This window comes from Tardiphaga sp. 813_E8_N1_3 (assembly GCF_051811025.1).
Taxonomy (GTDB): Bacteria; Pseudomonadota; Alphaproteobacteria; order Rhizobiales; family Xanthobacteraceae; genus Tardiphaga.
In genome coordinates this window covers 1294407-1317139 of sequence record NZ_JBPWQE010000001.1, presented here as the reverse complement: position 1 = coordinate 1317139, position 22733 = coordinate 1294407, and the positions used below count along the sequence as shown (strand labels likewise).

General features: G+C 62.5%; 18 protein-coding genes. 3 read left to right on the top strand and 15 right to left on the bottom strand.

Translation table 11 applies throughout. The features are described from left to right. Positions 1-26 precede the first annotated feature (26 nt). The gene (locus tag AB8A33_RS06185) at positions 27-1253 is read right to left on the bottom strand and encodes an amino acid ABC transporter substrate-binding protein (protein WP_439091967.1); all 1227 of its coding nucleotides are present in this window, start codon (positions 1251-1253) and stop codon (positions 27-29) included. A gap of 150 nt (positions 1254-1403) precedes the next feature. On the opposite strand from AB8A33_RS06185, the gene AB8A33_RS06180 reads away from it, so the two are divergent. Both AB8A33_RS06180 and AB8A33_RS06175 read left to right on the top strand, forming a co-directional pair. After that, positions 1404-2327, top strand: a complete 924-nt coding sequence (locus AB8A33_RS06180) for a helix-turn-helix transcriptional regulator (protein WP_439091966.1) — start codon at positions 1404-1406, stop codon at positions 2325-2327. Between the two features lie 452 nt (positions 2328-2779). Then, positions 2780-3958 (top strand): glycosyltransferase family 4 protein, encoded by a 1179-nt coding sequence (locus AB8A33_RS06175; protein WP_439091965.1) that lies wholly within the window; start codon positions 2780-2782, stop codon positions 3956-3958. Between the two features lie 15 nt (positions 3959-3973). On the opposite strand, the gene AB8A33_RS06170 is transcribed toward AB8A33_RS06175, so the two are convergent. From AB8A33_RS06170 to AB8A33_RS06150, 5 genes are all read right to left on the bottom strand, one after another. Continuing rightward, the gene (locus AB8A33_RS06170) at positions 3974-5140 is read right to left on the bottom strand and encodes a glycosyltransferase family 4 protein (protein WP_439091964.1); all 1167 of its coding nucleotides are present in this window, start codon (positions 5138-5140) and stop codon (positions 3974-3976) included. Beyond that, positions 5133-6155: a polysaccharide deacetylase family protein gene (locus AB8A33_RS06165; RefSeq protein ID WP_439091963.1), complete on the bottom strand. Its 1023-nt coding sequence runs from the start codon at positions 6153-6155 to the stop codon at positions 5133-5135. Before AB8A33_RS06165 ends, AB8A33_RS06170 begins: the two co-directional genes overlap by 8 nt. Positions 6156-6209: 54 nt before the next feature. After that, a complete protein-coding gene (locus AB8A33_RS06160; RefSeq protein WP_439091962.1) occupies positions 6210-7709 on the bottom strand; it encodes a lipid II flippase MurJ in 1500 nt (499 codons plus the stop codon). Positions 7710-7779: 70 nt separating this feature from the next. Continuing rightward, a complete protein-coding gene (locus AB8A33_RS06155) occupies positions 7780-8937 on the bottom strand; it encodes a glycosyltransferase family 4 protein (protein ID WP_439091961.1) in 1158 nt (385 codons plus the stop codon). Then, positions 8934-11246 (bottom strand): GumC family protein, encoded by a 2313-nt coding sequence (locus AB8A33_RS06150; RefSeq protein WP_439091960.1) that lies wholly within the window; start codon positions 11244-11246, stop codon positions 8934-8936. Before AB8A33_RS06150 ends, AB8A33_RS06155 begins: the two co-directional genes overlap by 4 nt. A gap of 353 nt (positions 11247-11599) precedes the next feature. On the opposite strand from AB8A33_RS06150, the gene AB8A33_RS06145 reads away from it, so the two are divergent. After that, positions 11600-11773 carry a DUF1328 domain-containing protein gene (locus AB8A33_RS06145; RefSeq protein WP_439091959.1) on the top strand — a complete coding sequence of 58 codons (174 nt, stop codon included), beginning with the start codon at positions 11600-11602 and terminating at the stop codon, positions 11771-11773. A 28-nt stretch (positions 11774-11801) separates the two neighbouring features. Here the strand turns inward: AB8A33_RS06145 and AB8A33_RS06140 are convergent, their stop codons facing one another. From AB8A33_RS06140 to AB8A33_RS06100, 9 genes are all read right to left on the bottom strand, one after another. Further along, entirely contained in the window at positions 11802-12515 is a 714-nt protein-coding gene (locus AB8A33_RS06140) for an ABC transporter ATP-binding protein (protein ID WP_439091958.1), read from the bottom strand. Then, positions 12496-13260 carry an ABC transporter ATP-binding protein gene (locus AB8A33_RS06135; RefSeq protein WP_439091957.1) on the bottom strand — a complete coding sequence of 255 codons (765 nt, stop codon included), beginning with the start codon at positions 13258-13260 and terminating at the stop codon, positions 12496-12498. Before AB8A33_RS06135 ends, AB8A33_RS06140 begins: the two co-directional genes overlap by 20 nt. Beyond that, on the bottom strand, positions 13257-14258 hold the full coding sequence (locus AB8A33_RS06130; RefSeq protein ID WP_439091956.1) for a branched-chain amino acid ABC transporter permease: 1002 nt from the start codon (positions 14256-14258) through the stop codon (positions 13257-13259). The genes AB8A33_RS06135 and AB8A33_RS06130 overlap by 4 nt, the downstream gene beginning before the upstream one ends. Further along, positions 14255-15124 (bottom strand): branched-chain amino acid ABC transporter permease, encoded by an 870-nt coding sequence (locus AB8A33_RS06125; protein WP_439091955.1) that lies wholly within the window; start codon positions 15122-15124, stop codon positions 14255-14257. The genes AB8A33_RS06130 and AB8A33_RS06125 overlap by 4 nt, the downstream gene beginning before the upstream one ends. 8 nt (positions 15125-15132) lie before the next feature. Continuing rightward, positions 15133-16842 carry an amidohydrolase gene (locus tag AB8A33_RS06120; protein WP_439091954.1) on the bottom strand — a complete coding sequence of 570 codons (1710 nt, stop codon included), beginning with the start codon at positions 16840-16842 and terminating at the stop codon, positions 15133-15135. 3 nt (positions 16843-16845) lie between these two features. After that, a complete protein-coding gene (locus AB8A33_RS06115) occupies positions 16846-18021 on the bottom strand; it encodes an ABC transporter substrate-binding protein (RefSeq protein WP_231079751.1) in 1176 nt (391 codons plus the stop codon). Positions 18022-18130: 109 nt separating this feature from the next. Continuing rightward, the gene (locus tag AB8A33_RS06110) at positions 18131-19567 is read right to left on the bottom strand and encodes a glutamine synthetase family protein (protein ID WP_439091953.1); all 1437 of its coding nucleotides are present in this window, start codon (positions 19565-19567) and stop codon (positions 18131-18133) included. 31 nt (positions 19568-19598) lie between these two features. Further along, a complete protein-coding gene (locus AB8A33_RS06105) occupies positions 19599-20966 on the bottom strand; it encodes an aromatic ring-hydroxylating dioxygenase subunit alpha (protein ID WP_439091952.1) in 1368 nt (455 codons plus the stop codon). Between the two features lie 36 nt (positions 20967-21002). After that, positions 21003-22703 (bottom strand): amidohydrolase, encoded by a 1701-nt coding sequence (locus tag AB8A33_RS06100; RefSeq protein WP_439091951.1) that lies wholly within the window; start codon positions 22701-22703, stop codon positions 21003-21005. Positions 22704-22733 lie beyond the last annotated feature (30 nt).

Sequence of the window (22733 nt, the reverse complement as noted above, 5' to 3'; positions counted from 1 at the left end):
TCAGACCAGATACAGGAGCGACGCGATCACTGCGCCTTCCATGCGGGCTTCGGCACGACCGGCGCACGCGCGCCCTCGTTACCCGACGGGCCGACGCCGTAGAACTCGCCGTCCTGCCACTGCCCGACCCACCAGTATTTGGTCGGCATGTTGTTCTCGAGCTTCACCTTGCCGATCACCGTATCGAACGTGCCGCTCTGCAGGTCCTTGATGACCGCAGCGCGATCGACCTTGCCAACGCGTTCGATCGCCTGCTGCAACATCTGCAGACCGGCATAGGTGACCGCGCTGGCCCAGCGATCCGGCTCCGCGCCATTCGCCGCCGACGCCTTGTGGCGCGCCAGATAGTCCTTGATGGCCGGGCTGTCGCCGCTCCAGCCGCCGATGCCCATCACACCCTCGGCATTGGCGCCGAATTTCTGCTTGAACAGCGGGAATGCCGTGCCGACACCGGTGTAGAAGATCTTCGGATTGAAACCGGAGATGCGCGACTGTTCAGTGATCGCGATCGTGTCCGGCGGATAGCTGAAGGCGATGAACACGTCGGGGTTCAGTGCCTTCACCTCATTGATGATCGGGCTGAGATCCTGCGTGCCGACCGGATAGGTCTTGTCATAGGCGAGCTTGAACTTGGCGGCCGTAAGCGCGGGCCTGGCTGCACCCGAGAGATCGATGCCGAAGCCGTCGGCGATGCTAGCCATCGCCACGGTGTCGCCGATCTTGCCTTCGGTGCGCAGCTTCGTCAGCAGATCGACCAGCGTCTTGGCTGCGTCGGCGCTGGTGCCGAGCAGCCAGAAACTGTTGGGCCAGCGCTTCGCCAGTTCGGGCGCACGGTCGGTGACCGCCGTCGATGCAATGTGCGGGTAGCCGGCCTTGTTCAGGATCGGGCCGACCGCGAGATTCAGACCTGTGCCCCAGGGCGGCAGGATAAAATCGACCTTATCCTGGGTGATCAGGCGCTCCAGCGCCTTGGCGGCTTCCTCGGCGCTTGAGCGGTCGTCGTATTGGACGACTTCGATCGGCACGCGCTTGTCGCCAAGCTTGAGGCCGCCGGCGGCATTTACCTCCTTCACCCACAGCTCGTAGTTCGGAATCGTCGTCACCGCGGCGCCGCCAGCGGCTGGGCCGGTGCGCGAGATGGCATAACCGATCTTGACCGACGTCTGGGCCTCGGCTCCGCCGCCCCATCCGACGGCAGCCGCACCGGCCACTGCGAGTAGTCCCGCCGCAAAGCGCTTGACTGCTGACACCATGTTATCCTCCCCGGATTCCTTTTCACCGACGCCTTGTGGCGTTCGATGGCCGGAGACTAGTCCAGCGGTTGGGGCTGGGAATTGGACGCATCCGGGGAAAGATTGTATTGATCCGTGTAGACGAGCTATTTCACGCGACGGATTGTCCCAGTGCTTGAGACCGCGCACATCGTTTCGGGTCCGGCCGGCTTCATGGAGAAGCTGCGTCCCGCTTTGCATGCCGACAGATTCGCACCCGGACTGGCGCCGCGCAGCTGGATCATCCGGCAGTCCGTTGCCAGGCGCTCGCACCTGCTGGTGATCGAAACCCGGCACGGCACCGCCACGATGCGCGGCACCACGATTGCCATTCAGTCCCCCGGCCTGTTGTGGCTACCCGGCGATCACGAAGGCACGTTGGAGGTCGAAGCCGGCGCGCAAGGCTATCTGATTTCAGTGTCGGACGATGTCCTCACCCGCACCGTCGCCGGCAGTGCCGAGGCGCTGCATCTGCGGCGAACCATCGACCGGCTGGTCCTGCGCGAAGGCGCGCAACTCGCGACGATGTTTGCGGCCATCACGGAATCCTGCAGCACGCTGGTGCGTGAGTTGGGCACGCCCGGCCGCGGCAGCGCGACGATGACATCGACGCATGTGTTGTTGCTGTGCCTGCATCTCTGGCGATCGATGATTTCGGAGGAAGCATCCGACGATGCAGCACAGCGCGGCGACGGTCCCCGCCTCGTCGGCAATTTCCTGCAGATGGTCGAACTACATTATCGCGACGGCTGGCCTATCGCACGCTATGCGGCTGCACTTGGCGTCACTGACGACAAGCTGCACGCGCATTGCAAGCGCGAGAAGGGCTACAGCCCGCGCGCCATCGTGCATCAGCGCCTGATCCACGAAGCCTGTATGCGGTTGCGGCAGCTCGATCTGCCTGTCGAGCAGATTGGCTATGGCCTCGGCTTCCGTGATCCCGGCTATTTCAATCGCTTTTTCCGCAAGTATCAGAATGCGTCGCCCGGCGCGTATCGGCGTCGCGCGCGGCTCGATCCAAGTCAGCACGGCCCGTCTTATGCAGCCTGGCCGTAACTGTCCCACGCTCGATCAGCGCTGTGTCTATTTGAAACCTGCGTGATCAATTTGGAACACCGCGTGTTAAGCATGACTCGATATTGAAGTGGGGTCACAACATCCATTTCCGCGCTCTGTTTCAGATGTCACTTCAAGATGCCGTTCACTATTCGGCCCGAAGCGCTGGTAAATGCTGCCCTACGAGGCGTCGTCGACATAGGATCGCACCAATAAGACGCATGCGACCGCGCCAATTACCGACTCCAGGTAGAGCGGAATACTACTTGGCGCGGCGCGGCTGCATTCACTCGACTGTGTCCGAGTGTTTCCGCCGATATGCCTTATCGCGAAGGTCAAATCTTAGACGTTGTATTGGCAACAAAAGCCTGCGAAAGCAGGACATTGATGAAATTGCGACTTATCAGCGCACCTACGGAATTGGCGTCCACCCGTTTTCATAGTGTCGGCCCATGACCATCGAGATCGTCCAGATCGTCCAGGAATTGAGTTCGGTCGGCGGCGTTGAAAGCGTGGCCAGCGAACTCGCATGCGCCTTCAGTCGCGCCAAAATCGCCAACACTGTTCTCGCCAGCGCCGTCGGCGAAAAGGCAACGCCAGGTACGCGCATCGAGCGCGTCGGCGCCTGGCTTTCGCACATCAAGACGCGCGGCATCCTGCGCTATCTTGGTCGCGTCCTCGTAGTCCCGACATTCACACTTCTGGCGACGCGCGCCGCCTATCACCATCCGAAGGCCGTCATCATCAGTCACGGTGACAGCTTGACCGGCGATGTGCTGGTCGTGCACGCGGTCAACGCCCAGAGCCTCGCCGAAAAGCGTAACGCCGGCTCCTGGTCATGGATGCTGAATCCCTTGCATCTGTGGGTGGCCCTGCGTGATCGCTGGATGATCGGCGGCCTGCGCTATCGCATGTATGTTGCGGTCTCGCCGCGCGTCGCAACCGAACTGCAACAGATCTACAAGGTGCCAGCGTCGCGCATCCGCGTAATCCCCAACGGCATCGACCTCAATCGCTTCGCCCGCGACACCGCGGCCGGTCTCAGGATCCGTCAAGAATTCGGCATCCCAGCGAACGCCAGGCTTCTGCTGTTCGCCGGCCATGAATTTCGCCGCAAGGGTCTCGCGCATGCCATCAGCGCGCTCGAACGTCTTGGCTCCGATGTCTGGATGCTCGTGGTGGGCTCGGACAATCCGGTGCCCTATCGCAAACTGGCGAAGACGTCAGCCGATCGGCTGGTGTTCGCGGGATCGCGCACCGATATGCCGGCCCTCTACGCCGCGGCCGATGCCTTTGTGCTGCCGACTGCCTATGAAACTTTCTCGCTGGTCTGCATGGAGGCCATGGCCTGTTCGACGCCGGTTTTCGCAACGCCGGTCGGCGGCATCGAGGATTACCTTGTCGACGGCGTGAACGGCTATCGGATCAAGATGGACGGCGCAGACGTCGCAGAGAAGATCGCGATGGCTTTCTCCGATCCGGCGACACTGGCCCGGCTGTGCGAAGGCGCGCATGCCACGGCACTGAATTACGGCTGGGACTATGTCGGTTCGCGCTATATCGAGCTGCTCGAGCAGGTGCAGGCGTCGAAGAACGAATTTGCGCCGGGCGCCATGGCAGTCGGCGCCTGATCACAGACGCCTGCTTTAAGGGCGGCGCTGGTCAACCCCACGCTTTGCATCGGCGGCCTGCTGGCAGGCCGACACCAGCGCATTCGCCACCACCTCGTAAGTGAAACGCGTCAGCACGTTGTCGCGCGCGGCCGCGCCGCGATCCAGCAACTGCTGCGGATCGCCAGCAAGCCGATCCAGCAGTGTCGCCAGCGCCCCCGGATCGCACTCGGGAATGATCCAGCCGCCCTTCCCGACAACATCGGGAATAGCGCCGCCCATTGATCCGATCACCGGCACGCCGCAAGCCTGCGACTCGACGATTACCCGGCCGAACTGTTCACGTACGGCGCTGGTGGTGCGTGTCAGCAAGATCATCGCATCGAGGCTCCGCAGAAACGCCGCGACATCCGCCGGCTTGCCCCAGCCCTGAAACGTCACTCGATCCGCCAGACCCAGTTCGGCAACGCGCTGCTTCAGCGCCGCCTCATGCGGGCCTTCGCCCATGATCGCCAATATCACATGTGCCGTGGCGCGCTTCATGGCATCGAGCGCATCGTCGAGACCCTTCTCCTCGACGAGGCGCCCGACATAGCCGATGCGTAGTCCCTGCCCGGGCGCAATCGGAGCCTGGCGCGCGCCGGTCTGATTAAAGGTCGCGAGATCGACACCATAGCCAATCGGCGACGCTGGCCCCGCATAACCGCGCACGCGGACGACTGCTGTCGCCTCCGGACTGCGCGAGAGAATATGGTCGGTGTTCCGCAGCACGTCCTTGCGGATGAACTCGAACGGCGGTGGCAAGCGTTTCAGGATGTTCTGATCGACTTCCAGGACCATCGCGGCGCGCCCCTTGAGGATGCGCGCCTGCATCGCGACGACGCTCCACGGCTCTTCCCAGAGATGGATCACATCCGGATCGACCTCGCGGATGAGACGCCGCAAGCCCGGATAAAAATGCAGATACCAGCTCATCGGGCCGGCGCGCGGCAGGCGGATCGGCATCACATGCACGGTCATGCCGGGATCGTCGGATGGATCCGCAATAATCGTACGGCCGAACTGATACCAGGTAGCCGGAACGACGAGATGCATATCGACGTCATCGCGCCCGACGAGTGGATAGTATCGCAGACGCCCCGCATCGCGGCTGACGGCGGAATGTGCAATCGAGAGAACCTTGAGACGACGACTGCTAGACACGCCCCGTCATCCTCGCGGCCACGCCCGTCAGGCCAGATAGATGCAATTCCATGGTTGCGAGACTGCGATCCGCACCGTTGATCGTGCAGCGTGGCAGGTTGTAGGCATCCTGGCCGTTGCGCATGAGGCCCTTGCGGGTCGTCGCCGCACTCGCATAACCGGCATCGCGCGCGATCGCGAAATCGCGCGGACCGCAATCGCCCGAACGTCCATAGGGAAATGCAAAATGCCGAGCGGGAATTCCAAGGCGTTCGACCAACCGGTCGCGGCTGCCCTTGAGCTCGAAGCGTGCGCCATCGGGCGACAGCGACGAAATGCGGGCATGCGTCACGGTGTGGCCGCCGATCTCCACCAACGGATCGTCGCGCAACTCCTCGATCATTTCCCAGGTGATCGCGTGCTTCCTGTGCATTGCGTCGATGTCGACACCATTAAGCTCGCAAAACTTTTTGTAAGAGGCCGACGCCTGCGGACCGTCCCAGCGGTCTGCAATGCGATGGAACGCCGCACGCTTGGCGTCAGACGTCGGCACGTCGATCGCACCGTCTTCAAGGATGACGCGATCGTTGTTGAGCAATGTATCTTCCAGACCTGCAGCCCACAGCGGAAGCGTGCCGTCAGGAATGCCGGTCGTAACGAACAGTGTCACCGGCACGCTGTGCCGGCGAAACAGCGGCACGATTTCCTCATACGTATCGCGATAGCAATCGTCGACGGAGAAGTTGACGAAGCGATCGTTGGACTTACCGGCCTTCGAGCGCTGGATCGCCTCTTCCATCGTCACGACGTCCCAGCCGCGCTCCTTCAGATGCGACAGAAACCGATCGAGAAAATTCGTATCGAGATAGAAGTCACGGTTCGGCAGCTTTTCCCAGGCATGGGCGGAGGCGCCGCGGTGAAAGGTCATCAGGCAGCCACGCATACCCATAAACATATCGGCAGCCATGCTGATCGGGCGGACCAGCGCTTCAGAAGAAGCCATGCGTCGGGCGGCGCTGGATATCAGGTGCTTCATCGAAAAGTCCTCAGACGATCAAGGCACTCTCTAATACAGAAACGCATATTAAAATCACAAGCGCCCCCGGACGCGCGCAAATGCCGCAATGTAGACGCCCGGCATCAGCACCGCGACAGAGAGCGCAAGGCAGACCAGATAGGCAAAACCACCGGCGAAAAGTCGCTGCCACGGGCCCGTCAGAACCTCATGAATCTGCCAGCTGAAGACCGCCATCAGCGCTGCCGGGAAACACGCGAGAAACATCAGGTAGAGCAGCTTGCGCCGGGACCCCAAGACTATCATGACGCCAGCCAGAAGAACGATACCACGGGCGGCTTCACCCAGTCCAAGCAACAAGGTGCCCCATTCGTGCGCCGTGGGCAGGTATGAGGTGAGAAGGTTAACTACGATATTAGCCAGATAGGCACAGATAATGATGGCCGCGGCGGCAAGATTCCGGCCTGCGCCATTGAGGATGCGGATCAGGATCCAGCCAAGCGTCGCAGCCCATAGGCCAGGTGCAATGCCGCGCAAGGCCTGACTGGTCAGAAACAGTGCATGCTCGTTAAAGGCGCCACGCAGAAAAACCAGCCGCACGATCTCCGGCGCGAACATCGCGAGAAAGACTGACGCCGGCACCGCGAGTGCGAGAATGGGCCGAGCGATCCCTTCGATCTGCACACCGACATCCTTTGGTGGATGGCTGGACAACACCGCCAGCCCGACCGGCTGGCTGATCAGCAGCAACGCGCTTTCGGTCAACGTCCGCGCATAATCCATCGAGGCCACCGCACCGGTCCCGACCCGCGATGCAAGCAGGCGTTCGATCCAGACATTGGCCTGTTCGGCGACCGGCAGCGCGAGCAGCGGTCGCAGCCGGCGGAAGAAATCGCGGCCCGATGCCAGCACCGATGACAGCGACAGGCCCTTGAAGCTGAGCACACCCTCGCGCCACATCGTGTAGAGACCCCAGGCACCGAGCGCATTGAAGGCAACCGAGAACGACCAGGCCAGCGTATGGAAATTTCCGGACACAGCGAGCAGCGCGATGCCCATGAGTACAGCGATGTTCAGAATGCTGGCGCGGATATTCGTCAGGCGGGTCCGACCGAGCGCGATTTCCCCCGCGGCCAGCACATTGATCATCGCCGACGCCGGCATACCCAGCGCCATGATGCGAATGAAGTCGAGAGTGAGGCTACGCCCCTCCGCCGAAAAGCCGCCAACCAGCGCATCCACAACCCGCTCGCCCAGCGCCTGTAACCCAACCATCAGGATCATGGCGATGCCGGTGATTGCCACCGTCATGGCACCGAGGCGCTGAGGTCCGTTGCCCTCCTTCAGCGCATCCCGGTGCATCGGGATCATCACAGCAGGGACGGTCTCATTCTGCAGGAAGGCCAGCGGCAACATCACCGCCGTGATCGCACCACGAAAGCCGTCGGCGACCAGCGAGGCGCCAAGCACTTGCGCCATCAATATCTCGCGGCCGAAGCCCAGCAGCTTGCTGGTCAGCGCACCGCTGATGAGAATCGCTGTAAACTTGCGCGTCGAATGCCGGGCACCGCTCATGGGTGCGCCGCTACGGCCCGATCAGGAGCCGTCCGAGAACTCAAATTGCGAGCTGATCGGCCATGTGTAGTCACACGGGCGCTCCCGCGGCCGCTCGCCCGATCAGGTTTGAAACCGTCTGCAGCATCTGATCGACACTGTAATGCGAGCGCGCCCGCGCTTCGGCATATTGCAGCTGGCCCGCCAGTTCAGGCGGGCGTGACATGACCTTGGTAATAGCGGCGGCCAGCGCATCGGCATCCCCTGGCGGCACCAGCGTCCCCGCCTTGCCGGCCTCGAGAATATCGGAGGCAGCGCCGGCATCTGTTGCAATCACAGGCACATCCGCGAGCATGGCTTCGACGAGCGTACGACCAAAGGGTTCGGGATCAATCGACGGGTGGATCATCGCATCGACGGCACGCATCAGCCGCGGCACGTCGCTACGCTGACCAAGGAAATGCACGCGATCCCCAAGACCGAGATCCGCCACCATCCGGCTGAGCTTCTCGGCATAGGGCTCTTCGCCAAACAGCGCAGATCCTGCAATGATACAGCTGACGCCCGGCGTCTTTGCCAGGGCCTGCAACACGATATGCTGGCCCTTCCAGGCCGCGAGGCGGCTGAAGACGCCGACAAGCGGTCCTTCGGGCAATTTCAACTCGCGCCTGATCTCGAGCGGCGTGCTGGCGTCCGGCGGCACATCAAGACCGTTGGGCACGATCGCGACCAGCTCCTTGCGGCCGCCTTGTGCAACAAAGGCATCTGCAGCAGCTTGCGAAGGAACGACCACCTTTGCCGTGCAATAATTCGCCAGTGCGACCTGTACGCGGCGCTGCGTGGCGCCGAAATGCTCACTGCTGATGATATCGTGCAGGTGCCAGATCAGCGGACGCCGCGCCAGCGTGGCGGCCACGGCCGATAGTACAAAAGCCTTCTGCGAGTTCGCATAGATGACGTCATGACGGCGCGCCTCGCGCGTCAATTCGGCAATGATGGCCCCGAGCCGGCCAATCAGCGGAAAGGCTTTCAGGATCGAGCTGTCGCGCCTGACGTCCGAGAGCCCCTCGCCCCACCGCGACACGCGCACCTTCAGGCCCATGGCTGCAAGCGCCTGATGCAGCGGGCCATCCTCGAACAGGAAGGCCGCCTCGCCCACCCATGGCTGAACGAGATCGATCAGAACGAGTTCAGCGCCGGAGATCGAGCCCGTATGGCAGACGAACAGAACGCTGGGAGCGGGCATCATGTCGCTCCGGCATAGGCATTATTCGAAACCCGGTCTGTGCCGCTCGGCGTATTGGCGTCCGGCATCATCGTGACGGCAATACCGAAGACATTGCCGCCAGCGACACGGATCGCGCTGGATGTCGCCACTGCCTGCCCGATCGAGGAGCGGCCGGAACGCATGCAGAGCAGCACGCCGTCGACCTGCCTGGCCAGCACACCCAGATCGGTCTGGATGCCCGGCGATGGCGCGTCGATCAGGACAACGTCGTAGATCTGGCTCCAGAGCAGGAGATCACCGAGCGGTTTACGCATCAGCAATTCGGCGGATGCCGAGAACGGCCCGGCAGGAATGACGTCGAGATTGGGAGTCGCGGTGCGGACCACCGCTTCGCGCGGCGTGATGTCGCCGCGCAGAATCCCCTGTAGCCCCAAGCTGCTGCGCAAGCCCAAGGCTGTTTCGAACTTCGGCGCGCCGAAATCGCATTCGATCACCAGCACGCTGCGGCCAGCCGTTGCGAGATATTGCGCCAGAGTCAGGGTCAGAAACGTTTTGCCCTCGGCCGTCGTCGGCGACGCGACCAGAATCTTGCGGCGTGTCCTGGCGTCGTTCGACGCGAGCAGGCCCGTCGCCAGATCGCGGAGTGCATCCTGATAGTGCCGATCCTGCAGCGCGAGCGGCAGCGCACGCGCCAGCGAGGCGCCGGACTGCGCCGTGAGGATCGCACCGATCGGCGATTCCGATGGATCGCGCTTGACGGTCGGCAATCGTGCCAGAACGGGCGCGCCGGTGACAACGGCCAATTCCGATGACGACGTCGGCAGTGGCGGTCCGGGACGCGGCGCCACGGGGGCAGTCGCCTGAACAGGGGCTGGAGCGACTGGTGCAGCGACTGCGACAGGTGCAGTTACGGCGGCAGGCGCAGCGGCGGCAGGCGCGGCTGCGCGCACCGGGCGAATAGTTGCAGTCCGCAGCCGGGACAGACCCGCAAGATTGACGCGATCGCCGAAGAAGGCTGCGACGAATGCGAGCAGCAGGCCGAGCGTGCCGCCAGCGGCCAGGAACGGAATTTTCTTCGGGAAAAACGGCTTGGTCGGCAGTTCGGCAAGGCTGACCAGTCGTGTATTGCCAATCAGCACGCGCCGCTCGGTTTCGAGTTCGCTGGCGCGCTTGTAGAGATCGGCATATTGCTGGCGCTTGATCTCGGTGCTGCGCACCATGCTCTCGATCGAGGCCTCGTCCGATGTCGCCGAGCCGACTTCAGCCTTCACGGCATCCATCTGCTTTCTGAGCGCGTTCACGAGGGCATCATTGGCGTCGAACGCCTTCTGCGCGCTGGCGGCGATGCTCGCGACTTCCGTCGCCATGCGCTCCTTGATCGCGGACTGCTCCTGCTCCAGCGCGCGCAGCGACGGGTGCCGCGGCCCGAGCACATTGGCCTGGCTGGCGAGCTGCGCGGTGACGACCGTGAGCTGCTGCTTGAGATCGGCGATCGAGCGGTTCGACAGCACTGAAGGGGAATCGACAGCGCGCGCCTGATTGGCCTTGATCTCCTGCAAGCGGGCGAGCGCATCGGCACGCGCGGTCTCGGCGGTCGACAGCTGCTGGCTGATGCTGCTCAGCCGCTCCGAGCTAATCGGCGCCAGCGATCCGCGCATCAGACCCTTGTTGCGGCGAAATGCCTGGATCTTGGCGTCAGCGTCGCGCAACTCTGCATCCAGCTGCTTGGCTTCCTTCCAAAGATAGGACGCGGCGACCTCGCGGCTGCTGGCACCCGATGTGCGCTGCTCGTCGAGAAACGCATTGGTCAGCGCATTCGCCATCTTCTGCGCGACTTCGGGGATCGACGAAGTGTAGGAGATATTGATGACGCGCGAACGTCCGACAGCACCGATCGCGAAATTCCCCGACACGTAGTCAATCAGCGCCGCCGTATCGGTCCGCATTTTTTCGCAGGTGGAGCTGCTGCTCCTGCTCTGACACTCTTCAATGGCAGCTTCCGTGACGCCCGGCTGCTGCATGGCGAGCCGCATTACCCGCGGCGAGCGCGCGATCAAGAGCTGGCTTTCGACGTCGGCGGGGTCACCGATTTTCTGCGCCCAGGCGGCCGATGCGTTGCTGTTGCTGGGCTCTTGTTCGGCGACGATCACCGAACCTGTGGCGAGATAGCGCACCGGCAGCACGACCAGCGCAATGACCGTCAGGATCATCACGCCGAGAAACACAGCGCCGAACAGGCTACGATTGCGCCAAACCCTGAGCAGCGGGCTCTCGCCCGCCGCGCCATCGGCGGCTTCCGTATTCGTAACGATGGCGCGTTTGGTGAACATGCGCGTCAGACTTTACTACGGGGCGCTGGCGCCGCACATCCCTGCGCCGTAACGGTGCTCACCCAGCGCAACCACCCATGACCGACCGCGACACGCATACTGAACCCTTTGTCCCCCGAACCACAAATCCACTGCGGGGAGCAGGTCTACTATCCATTCATTAGGGATGTTTTGGTTAAGGGCGGGTTTAAAATGCTAACCAATACCTTTGCGCTGCCTAATTAGTAGGCTGTTACGCATCCCCCCGGACCGGTGCCGCATTAGCGAGCTAGGTAGGTACGGCAGCTTGGTTGCGAGCCGGAACCAAATCTCGCAGCGGGGCGTTCCGGAATTGCTGCAACCGGAGTTCCCCGATGAGCCTTCTGAAATGGGCGCTGATCTTCTTTCTGATTTCCGTCGCCGCCGGCCTATTCGGCTTCACCGGCATCTCCGCCGCGACGGCCGACGTCGCGCGCGTGCTTTTTTATATCTTCCTCGTGATCTGCATCGTGCTGCTGGTATTGGCGATCACGATCTTTCGGGCCTGACGCGCCGGGCGGCGCGCCAATCCGGGGTCTAGTGAATGCCGACGCCGACCAGCCGATCGACCAGCGCGCGGTCGGCGGTCAGCACATCCGGCGCCCCGCTCCAGCTCGTGCGGCCACGCTCCATCACCATGACGCTGCTCGCGAAATCCAGCGCGCGTTCGATTTGCTGCTCGACCAGAATGATGGTGACTTCACTGGTGGCGGCCAGTTTCGCCAGCAATGCCATCAGCTCGTCGCATATGACGGGCGCCAGACCTTCCAGAGGCTCGTCGAGCAACAGGATCGAGGGCTTGCCCAGCAGTGTCCTGGCCATCGACAGCATCTGCTGCTCTCCGCCTGACAGCTGCTTGCCGTAATTGCCGCGGCGTTCACGTAGCCTCGGGAACATCCCATAGGCCTCATCGAGCGCCGACGCCGGCCGCCCCTTCAGCCCGGTGCGCAGATTCTCCTCCACCGTCAGCGAGGCGAAAATGTCGCGGGTCTGCGGCACATAGCCGATACCGAGGTCGGCGCGCGCCGAGGTCCGCTTGGCCGTGACGTCCTGGTCGCCGATCCTGATCTCACCGCCATGGCGCGTCGTCAGGCCCATCAGCGTCGCCAGCAGCGTGGTCTTGCCCATGCCGTTGCGGCCGAGCACGGCGAGACGATCACCTGCTTTCACCGAGAACGAAATGCCCTCGATGATCCGCGTCGGGCCGTAACCGGCGCTCAGGTTCTGGATATCAAGTGCCGCGGCGGGCATCGGCATAGCTCCCCAAATACGCGCGGCGCACTTCGTGATCGGCAGTGACCTCATCGGGCGATCCCTCGAAGATCAACCGCCCGGCCGCCAGTACCAGCACGCGTCTGGCAAACTTGAACACCAGATCCATGTCGTGCTCGATCATCAACACGGCGATATCAGGTGGCAGCCGATTGATCGCCTCAAGGATTTTGGGCGCCTCGTCATGCGGCACGCCCGCGGCGGGCTCGTCGAGCAGGAGCACCTTCGGATGCAGCGCAAGGCCGATGGCAAGCTCGATCAGGCGCTGCTGGCCGTAAGCGAGCTCGACCACCTTGCGATAGGCGAGCTTAGCGAGGCCAAGATGGCTCAGGATCTCACTCCACTCCGCACGCACTTCCGGCAGCTCTGTTGAACTTGAAAAAAACCGCCGCGTGATGCGCTTGCGCTGCATGATCGCCAGCGCGACATTGTCGGCGACGGTGAGATTGGCAAACAGCCGCGTGGTCTGGAACGTACGCACCAGACCGCGACGCACGCGATCGGGAATGCTGAGACCGGTGATCTCGTCACCACCCATGAAGAACTGGCCTTCGCTCGGCGCGATGTCGCCGGTGATCAGATTGACCAGCGTGGTCTTGCCAGCGCCGTTCGGCCCGATCAGCGCGACGCGGTCGCCGGCAGTCAATTTGAAATTGACGTCGCGCGTCACATGCAGACCGCCGAACGAGCACGACACGCCGCGGGCTTCGAGAAGATTGGTCATGCCGCCTCTCCCTTGCGCTTGAAGCGGGAGGCCAGCGACAGCACCGGTTCGATCAGCCCGCGCGGCGCGAACACCACAATCAGGATCAGCAGCAGGCCGACCAGCGTCATCCAGTGAAACGGATTGGCGGCGGCCACGATATGCTCGAAGATCATGAAGATGATCGTCCCCGCCAGCGCGCCCCACAGATGCCCTGCACCACCAAGCACCAGCATCACCAGAACTTCGGCCGAGCGTTCGAAGCTGATGCTATCGAGACCGACGACGCCGGTGCTGATCGCCGTCAGCGCTCCACCGATCCCGGCAACGGCACCAGCGACGCCATACATCGCGACAAGGCGCGGATAGATCGAGACGCCGATCATCTTGGCGCGCAGATCGTCATCCTTGATGCCGCGGCACATCAGACCAAACGGCGAGCGCACGAAACGCTGCAGCAGCACGAACACAATGACCAGCACGCCCAGCGAGAACAAAAATGCCGTGCGGCTGTACATGTCGAAATTGAAGATGCCGAACACCTTGCCCGGTGTGATGCCTGACAGGCCGTCGCTACCGCCGGTCAGCCACGACAGCTTGTTGGCAAGTGCGGCGACCAATTGCCCCACAGCAATCGACAGCACCAGTTGCGGCAGTCCGCGAAACCGCGTGATCAGCGCACCGGAGATCAGCCCCATGACCGTTCCCGCGAATACACCGATCGCCAGCAACGCGATCGGATCGGTAATGCCACGCACGCAAGCAATGCCGGCGGCATAGGCGCCGACGCCGAATTGCGCAGCATGGCCGAGGGTGGCAACGCCGCAATAACCTGTGACCAGATCGAGCGACAGCACCAGGAATGCGATGCCGATCAGCCGCGTCAGGAACGCCAGATCGTCCGGATACAGAAAGTAGCCGATGGCACCAAGCGCGATGATACTCAGCGCACCTGCCCCCTCCTGACCGAAGGGAATGCTGCGCTTGTGCGGAACCTGGGTCGCGACGATTTCGCTCATGCGTGCGACCTGCCGAATAGGCCATGCGGAAACAGGAACACGACGACGATCACCGACAGATAGAAGAAGAAGTCGCCGAACTCCGGCGCGAGATATTTGCCGGTTGTGTCGGTGAGGCCGAGCAGGAGCGACGCCGACAGAGCACCAAGGATCGAGCCTGCGCCGCCGACTGAGACGACGACGAGGAACGTCACCATATAGCGCAGCGCATAGAACGGCTCGATCGGCAGGATCTCCGCGCCGACCACGCCACCGAATGCGCCGAGCCCGATCGCCAGCGCGAAGGTCACTGCATAGATGATTTCGGTGCGGATGCCCAAAGCATCCGCCATACCACTATGATCCACCGAGGCGCGTAGCTTGATTCCGAACTCCGTCTTCTCGATCAGGAACCAGAGCGCCAGCGCCACGACGATGCCGCAGGCGATGACAAAGACGCGGTGCGTCGGCAGCATGCGGAAGCCGATGTCGAGCGGACCGCTCAAAGTCTGCGGCAGCGGGATCGACTTCAGCGACGGGCCGAAGATGAAATTGACGATGCCGATGATGAAGAAGGTGATGCCGATGGTCATCAGCACCTGAATCAGCGGATCGGACTTCCGGTAGATTCGACGATACAGCAGAATCTCGAACGGGACCGAAACGATGATGGTACCGATCACTGCCATCAGGATCGCGACGCTGTAATGCACGTGCAGGTCGCGGATCGCATAGGAGGCCAGATAGCCGCCAATCATGGCGAAAGCACCATGGGCGAGGTTCACTACGCGCATCAGCCCCATCATGATGGACAGGCCGATGGAAATGATGAACAGCACCATCCCATAGGCGACGGCGTCGGTCATGATGCTGAAGATGGTGCGCATGATTGATCCTATACCGAAGCAGCGACCGAACGCCATTCCGGCGACTGCGGCAAGGCGTCATGGACGACGGCGCCGCGCACCATGGTGAGCAGCACCTGCGTCTCCTTCAGAGGGAGGCACTCGGCGGCGAAGGGATCGCGATCAAGGGCGATCAGATCGGCCGCCATGCCCGGCATCAGCGTGCCGCGCCAGTCTTCCTGCTTCATCGCAATGGCGCCACCGACCGTGTAGCTGTGAATGGCTTCGCGGACGCTGACGGCTTCACCCTGCCCGATCGGCGAACCGCTGTCCGAGGCGCGGTTCACGGCATCGGCGATGCCATCCCACGGAGACCACGACCCGGTCGGCGCATCAGAGCTGGCGATGTAAGTGACACCCGCGTCGATCACCGAGCGGCCGGGATAGCAACGATCGGCGCGCGGACCGAAAGCACCGGCAATCGAGCGCCGCATCCGGGTGAGGAAACTTGGCTGGGTGACGACGAGCGCGCCCAGTGCCTTCATCCGCGCCAGTCCGCCGGCGGGCGGCACGAAGTAATGTTCGATGCGATGCCGGGCATCGGCGCGGGGATACGCTGCCTGCGCCTTCTCGTAGGCTTCGATGATACAATCGATTCCGCGATCGCCGGTACAATGAACGGCGACCTGCCAGCCGTCCGCATGGGCCTCGGCGACCACGCGCTGCAGTTCGGCTTCATCGCGCATGAACATGCCGCGGGACGGCGTATCGAAGAAATCCTCGCTCACCGCCGAAGTTCGCGCGCCGACGATGCCATCGGCGAAATATTTCAGCGTCATGGACTGCCAGTCGGCGTCTTGCGTCCGCACCAAACCACGCGCCGCCGCTTCAGCCGGGTCGAGCTGGTTCATGAAGCCGAGCCGCATTGGCAGCACATCGCCATTTCCGCGGATCTCGTTCCAGATGGCGAATTCATCATCGAAGCCGACGGTGAACCCGACCGCGGCTTCTACGGCAGCAACAAGACCGAACCTGGCGCTATCGGCAATTGTCGCGCGCAGAGCCGTGGTGAGCTCATTGCGATCCATCGGCGGCGCAGCACGGAATATCAGTTCGGCTGCACTTTCTTTGGCGCTGCCGTCCAGTCGGCCATCCTCGGAGCGTCCGAACGTGCCACCTTCCGGATCGGCAGTGGCATCGTCGATGCCCAGCAGTCGCAGCGCGGCACTGTTGACGACGGCGACATGACCGCAGAAGCGGCGGATCAGCACCGGATGATCGGGAATGACGACGTCGATCTCGGCCCGTGTCGGCAGCCGATGCTCGGCCAGTCCGTTCTCATCGAGGCCCGCGCCGTAGACCCATTTATCACGTGGAATGGCGCGCGCACGCGCAACCAGCAAATCAAGCACATCGCATATCGAGGGCGCATCGCGCGGCGTCACCGGCACCTGCAGTCGCGCATGGGCGATGGCGAACAGATGAATATGCGCGTCGGTGAGGCCGGGAATGACGGTGGCGCCCGCGAGATCGATTGTCTCGTCGGCGAACGGCGCCACATCCGCTGCACCAATCCAGATCACCTTGCTACCGCTGACGACGATGCTGTCCGCGGGGGTTTCATCCCAGGCAGAACGATAGATGCGGGCATTGATCAGTCGAAGCGAACGCGCGCGGCTGGTCATATCGAAGGAAATCTCATGTCGCGCGACGATGTCGCAGAAAGAGGGGGATTCCGCAACGAGCGGAATCCCCGGCATTGCCTACTTCGTGCTCAGCGCCCAGTCCGGCTGATCGGCGAAGGTCTGGCTTTCCTTGTTGATCAGCTTGCCGTCTACCTTCTCCACACTCCGCAGATAGACGTTCTGGCGAATATGACGCGTGGTTGGATCGATCGACACCGGACCGCGCGGGCTGACCCACTTCATGTCCTTGACGGCGTCGACCGCCTTGGCGGCATCGCGCTTGCCGTCAGTGGCCTCGATCATCTTGTAGATCAGGCGTGCACCGTCATAAGCCGCGACCGACGTCATGGTGACTTCGTCGAGGTTGCCGCCGCCCTTCTTGATGGTGGCGAGGAAGGCAGCGTTTTCCTTGGAGTCGTGCGACACTGAATAGTGATAGGTCGAGAGGATACCGATGCCGGCATCGCCGATGTTGGGCAGATCCGGCTCGGTGACGACGTCACCGGTCGACATCAGCTTGACGCCGCCGGCCTTCAATCCGTTGTCGATATAGGCCTTGACGAAACCCAGCGTCGGCGGGCCGGATGGCAGGAAGGTGAAGATGGTGTCCGCGCCGGAATCCTTGATGCGCTGCATGATCGGGCTGAAGTCGGTGGTGGCGAGCGGAATACGAACGGCTTCGACCACTGCGCCGCCCTCACCTTCGAACGTCTTCTTGAATGCCGCTTCAGCATCGACGCCCGGACCGTAATCGCTGACCGCGATGGCCACCTTCTTGGCGCCGTTCTTCAACGCAATTTTCGCGGCAGGCACAGTGTTCTGCCACATCGTGAAGGAGGTGCGGACGATATAGGGGCTCTTCTCGACGATCGACGAGGTCGCCGCATTCATCACGATCAGCGGCGTCTTGGATTCTTCCAGCAGCGGCGCGATGGCCATCGCGTTCGGCGTGAAATAGACGCCAGCGAGATATTGCACCTTGTCCTTGACCAGCAGCTCCTGCGCCAGCGCCTTTGACTTGGCGGGATTCGGGCTCTCTTCATCGCGATAGATGAATTCGACGTCATGCTTGCCTGCTTTGGTGCCATGCTCGGCGACCCAGGCGTCGATGCCCATCTTGAAGTTCTTGCCAAACAGTGCGTAAGGACCCGACATGGTGCCGATCACGCCGACCTTGATGGTGTCGGCGGAGGCCGTGCCGGTCATCAGGCCGAGAACGGCCAGTGCAAGAATGGATTGGCTGCGTCTGTTCATTTGCGGTTGTCCCCGTTGGAAAGTTAAGAAAACTATTCGGCAAACCTGTATTCAATAAACGTGCCGAGATGGCCCGTTTGATCCGGCGTCAGCGCGCCGAAATGACGCGTCAGAACATCTCGAAATATTCGCGCTGCTCCCAATCGGAGACTTCCGCCTGGAAGCGATCGATCTCGGCATTCTTGATGTGCGTGTAATAGTCGACCATCGTCGCACCCATCTTCTCGCGGAAGAACGGATCTTCCTTGAGCGCAAAGGTCGCCTCGCGCAGCGATTTCGGCAGCAGATCGGCATTGGTTTCGTAAGGCGTATCGGCTGACGGCCCTGGATCGAGCTTGCGATCGACGCCGTCGAGACCCGAAAGGATCTGCGACGACATATAGAGATAGGGATTGGCGGCGGGCTCGCCGACGCGATTTTCGATACGCGTCGCGGAATCGCCGGCACCGCCGAGCACGCGCAACATCGCGCCGCGATTATCGCGGCCCCAGATCGCCCGATCCGGCGCCAGCGAATAAGAACGATAGCGCTTGTAGCCGTTGATGGTCGGCGTTGTGAACACGGTCGCCGCCCGCGCATGCGCAAGAAGACCTGCGAGATAGCCTTGCCCGAACGAGGACAGCGGCTGCGTGCCCTCGGTGGGCATGAAGGCGTTTGCGCCGGTGGCACGCGATACGATCGACTGGTGCAAATGCCAGCCCGACGACACGACATTGGGAATCTTCGGTCGGCACATGAACGTCGCGTGATAGCCGTGGCGATGGGCGATCTGCTTCACCGCGCTGCGGAACAGCACCATACTGTCGGCCGGCGTCAGGCCCACCGTCGGCGCGAAAGTGAATTCGCACTGGCTCGGACCGTATTCGACTTCGACAGACCGCAGCGGCAGACCGAGCGCAATCACGTCACGGCGGATGATTTCGAGCACCGGCTCCATCTGGTCGTAGCGCTGCTCGGTGAGGTAATTGTAGCCGTGCGATAGAAGGCTGACTTCCGGCGGATTGCCGGGCTGGCCGGCATCCTCCGGCTTCATGCGGTTATTCTCGACGTTGAAGATATGAAATTCGACTTCGAGGCCGGCGACGAAATCGTAGCCACGTGCGCCGAGATCGCCGAGCACCTTCTTGTAGAGATTGCGCGTCGCGAACGGCACCGGACGGCCGTCGGCGAAATGCACGTCGCACAGAACCCATCCGGTCTCAGGCGCCCAGGGCAGTATCCGAAACGTGCTGGGATCGGGAATCATCAGGACGTCGGCCGCGCCCTGCATCTCGGGAATGCCGAAGCCGCCGCCGGCGGTGAACACCGGAAACACCGTCTTGTGCGACGTGTCCTTGGCGAACATCGTCGTGGTGATCGAGCAGCCGCTTTCAAGACAGCGCAATGCCTCGCTGGCGATCAGCGTCTTGCCGCGCAGGATGCCGTGCTGATCCGGAAACGACAGCCGGATCACTTCGAGCTTGTGCTCTTCGACCATGCTGCGCAGCCGGACGGCTGCTTCCTTTTGCTCCGCGGACCACAAACCGTGACGTTCAACGAAACTCAACGCACTCTCCCGCGGCTGTTCTGATCGATCTTCACTCTGCCGCCGGCAGGTGGATGACATTGGACCCCGGCTCGGTCTGGTCGGCCGGAGCGGCTGCCATCCACGGCGCACCGCGACGACGGGCGACGTCGACTTCCATCCAGTAGGTTTCCCAGCCCTTGGTCGGCCCGATTCCGTCCATGGTGCCCGGGCCCTGAATGCTGCGCGCGGTGTCCGCGTCGAGCGACATCATCGGCTTCTGGCCGCCGGCAACCTTCTCGATCTCCGCACGCAGCAGCTTGCGATAGGCGATGATCGCCTTGTCGCTGGAGCCAAGATGCTCGCGGGTGCGGTCCTGGATCTTGCCCATCGACTCCACCGCCCACTGGTCGTGGACGTTGATGTCGGCGCCCATGCCCGTATAGGTCTCGTGCTTCTGCTCGTGCGGATTGAAGCCGTAGTCGTTGGTCTTGTTCTTGCGCGAGGTGTAGTTCGGCAGCTCGTAAAGTTCGAGCCGCTGGTCGGTCATCTTCTTCTTGTCGACCGGCGTCGTGTAGCTGGTGAATATCGCATACCAATAGCAGTTCTCGTCATCGACCGGCACGTGCCACTGGGTGATTGTCATCTCCGTGCTCATCGGGATGACGAAGCCATGCGGGAATAGCTGGTTGGTGACCCGCACATGGGTGCGTTCGTCGTCCAGCTCGCGCAACGCAATCAGACGCAGACCGTATTCGGTGCTTTCGACATTGATGATCGGGCGATCATATTCGCGCAGGATCTTGGTCATCGGCAGTTCGGTGCCGGCGGATGCGCCGCGGAACTGCTTGCCATAGGACGCCTTGACGTCTTCGTCCTCGAAGAAGCGATGCAGGAACGAGGCGTGCGCTGGATCGATACCGACTTCCAGCGCCTGCAGCCAGTTGCATTCGAACAGGCCCTTGAAGGCGAAGGTGTACTGGCCGGGCGCCGCGAAGCAGTCGATTTCCGGGAACGCCGGCGGTTCGCCCTCGCCCAGATAAGCCCAGAGAATGCCGCCCTTCTCGACCACCGGATAAGCGCGCTGCTTGATGCCGGCGCACAGTTTGGAGGTCTTCGGCTCGGCTGGCGTCTCAAGGCACTTGCCGTTCACGTCGAACAGCCAGCCATGGAATGCGCAGCGTACGCCGCCGCCTTCGAGACGGCCGAAAGCGAGGTCGGCGCCGCGATGCGGACAGTCGCGGTCGAGCAGGCCATAGCGGCCCTGCTCGTCGCGGAACAGGACGAAGTCTTCGCCGAGCAACTTGACCGGGCGGATCGGACGCTCGCCTTCCAGTTCGGCGGTAAGCGCAGCGGGCTGCCAATACATGCGCATCAACTTGCCCGCGGGCGCCTTGGGCCCGATGCGGGTGATCAGGTCGTTCTGCTCTTGGCTCATCATGGCAAGATTTCCTTTTTAACTCTGGCGATGCGCCTTTTAACGCTGAAATACGATCTTGCCGCCGACCATCGTCATATCGGCAGTGATGTCCTTGATCTGGTCGTCCGGCACCGTCATGAAGTCGGCGGAGAGCACCACGAGATCGGCCAGCTTGCCGGCCTCCAGCGTCCCCTTCCGCGTTTCCTCAAACATGTAGCGCGATGCCGCGCTGGTATAGAGACGAAGCGCCTGCTCGCGCCCGATCGCTTCGGACGCGCCGTAGACCTGGCCGGCAGGGTCCTTCCGCGTCACCATGATATACATCGTGAGGAACGGGTTCAGCGGATTGACCGGGAAATCGGTGCCGGCGCCGAGATTGTCCAGTCCCATTTTCTCGATCAGGGTGCGCGTCGGGACCGCACGATCCGCTGTCGGCCTGCCTAGGAAACGCGCGACCGTCGCCGCCTTGTCCCACATGAAGGCGTTCTGGAAATCGATCCGCGCCCCGACGCGGCGCGCCCGCTCCATCTGTTCAGGGCGGATCAGGCTGGCATGGATCAAAACGAAGCGGCGATCCTTGATCGACTTTTCCTTGTCGGCGGCTTCGAACGCATCCAGCACCTGATCGACGCCGAGGTCGCCGACGACATGAACGCCGACCCGCCAGCCGCGATTATTGGCGATCGACACCAGCTGCTTCAGCCGCTCGGGCGTGACCTGCGCAATCCCATGATAATCGTCATGCGAGTCCGGATAGGCCTCGCGCATCATGGCCGTCTTCAGGGTCATGCCGCCGTCATAGAAAATCTTGATGCCGCCGAGCTTCAGCCAATCGTCGCCGAAGCCCGACGTGGCGCCGTTGCCGCTCATGATGGCGTCCCAACCGGCGGAGTCCGCGGGCGGCTCCGGTCGAAACATCGTTCCGACCCGCACTGTCGCATCCCCTGCCAGAGCGAGCTTTTGCAGGATCTGCGTGTCGCGCGCGCTTGTCGCCCCCTCGACGACGCTGGTGATACCGAGGCGGTTGAGCGCGGCCTCGGCGAGACGATATTGCCGCAACTCCTCGTCTTCGGTGTAGGGCGGCACGATGTTCTCGACCAGCGGGATCGCCGTCTCGACCAGCACGCCATTGATGTCGCCGCTTGCGTCGCGCTCGAAAGAGCCGCCGGCTGGATCGGGCGTGCTCTTGCCGATGCCCGCCTTCTGCAACGCCAGCGAATTGGCCATCGCAAAGTGACCGACGGTCCGCAGATAGACCGGATTGTTCGGGGAAACGCTGTCGAGCTCCTGGCGGGTCAGGTAGCGCTTTTCCGCGAGCTGCGACGGCGGATGCCAGCCGCCGGTCGTAATCCATGCGCCGGGCTGTTTCTTCGCAACGAACGCTTTGATGAGCTCGAGCGCGCCGACCACGTCTTTGGCGCCGCCGAGATTGACCACATAGTCACCGAGCCCGGCCGCTTTGAAATGGGCGTGGGTGTCGATTAGGCCGGGGACCACCGACTTGCCGGCGAGGTCGATGACCCGGGTCTGCGGACCCGCGAGCGGCTTGATGGCAGCGTCGCTGCCGACCGCGAGAATCTTGCCGTCGCGGACGGCCAGCGCTTGCGCGATCGTCGATTGGCCGTCGAGGGTGAGGATCTTGCCACCCGTCAGGACGACCTGAGGGGCGCCCTGGTCAGATTGCCGCGCCACAGCCGGCAAGACCGGGGCACCAACGGCGATTGCCCCCGCAATGATGAATTTCGCAACCAGGTACATCCCGCCGCTCCGCCAAAATGTTCAATAGAC

What these genes read in the sequence shown, in the direction of transcription:
- AB8A33_RS06185 (WP_439091967.1), bottom strand. Translation starts at nt 1,253, where the DNA reads ATGGTGTCAGCAGTCAAGCGCTTTGCGGCGGGACTACTCGCAGTGGCC.
- AB8A33_RS06175 (WP_439091965.1), top strand. Translation starts at nt 2,780, where the DNA reads ATGACCATCGAGATCGTCCAGATCGTCCAGGAATTGAGTTCGGTCGGC.
- AB8A33_RS06165 (WP_439091963.1), bottom strand. Translation starts at nt 6,155, where the DNA reads ATGAAGCACCTGATATCCAGCGCCGCCCGACGCATGGCTTCTTCTGAA.
- AB8A33_RS06160 (WP_439091962.1), bottom strand. Translation starts at nt 7,709, where the DNA reads ATGAGCGGTGCCCGGCATTCGACGCGCAAGTTTACAGCGATTCTCATC.
- AB8A33_RS06155 (WP_439091961.1), bottom strand. Translation starts at nt 8,937, where the DNA reads ATGATGCCCGCTCCCAGCGTTCTGTTCGTCTGCCATACGGGCTCGATC.
- AB8A33_RS06150 (WP_439091960.1), bottom strand. Translation starts at nt 11,246, where the DNA reads ATGTTCACCAAACGCGCCATCGTTACGAATACGGAAGCCGCCGATGGC.
- AB8A33_RS06145 (WP_439091959.1), top strand. Translation starts at nt 11,600, where the DNA reads ATGAGCCTTCTGAAATGGGCGCTGATCTTCTTTCTGATTTCCGTCGCC.
- AB8A33_RS06140 (WP_439091958.1), bottom strand. Translation starts at nt 12,515, where the DNA reads ATGCCCGCCGCGGCACTTGATATCCAGAACCTGAGCGCCGGTTACGGC.
- AB8A33_RS06135 (WP_439091957.1), bottom strand. Translation starts at nt 13,260, where the DNA reads ATGACCAATCTTCTCGAAGCCCGCGGCGTGTCGTGCTCGTTCGGCGGT.
- AB8A33_RS06130 (WP_439091956.1), bottom strand. Translation starts at nt 14,258, where the DNA reads ATGAGCGAAATCGTCGCGACCCAGGTTCCGCACAAGCGCAGCATTCCC.
- AB8A33_RS06125 (WP_439091955.1), bottom strand. Translation starts at nt 15,124, where the DNA reads ATGCGCACCATCTTCAGCATCATGACCGACGCCGTCGCCTATGGGATG.
- AB8A33_RS06120 (WP_439091954.1), bottom strand. Translation starts at nt 16,842, where the DNA reads ATGCCGGGGATTCCGCTCGTTGCGGAATCCCCCTCTTTCTGCGACATC.
- AB8A33_RS06115 (WP_231079751.1), bottom strand. Translation starts at nt 18,021, where the DNA reads ATGAACAGACGCAGCCAATCCATTCTTGCACTGGCCGTTCTCGGCCTG.
- AB8A33_RS06105 (WP_439091952.1), bottom strand. Translation starts at nt 20,966, where the DNA reads ATGATGAGCCAAGAGCAGAACGACCTGATCACCCGCATCGGGCCCAAG.
- AB8A33_RS06100 (WP_439091951.1), bottom strand. Translation starts at nt 22,703, where the DNA reads ATGTACCTGGTTGCGAAATTCATCATTGCGGGGGCAATCGCCGTTGGT.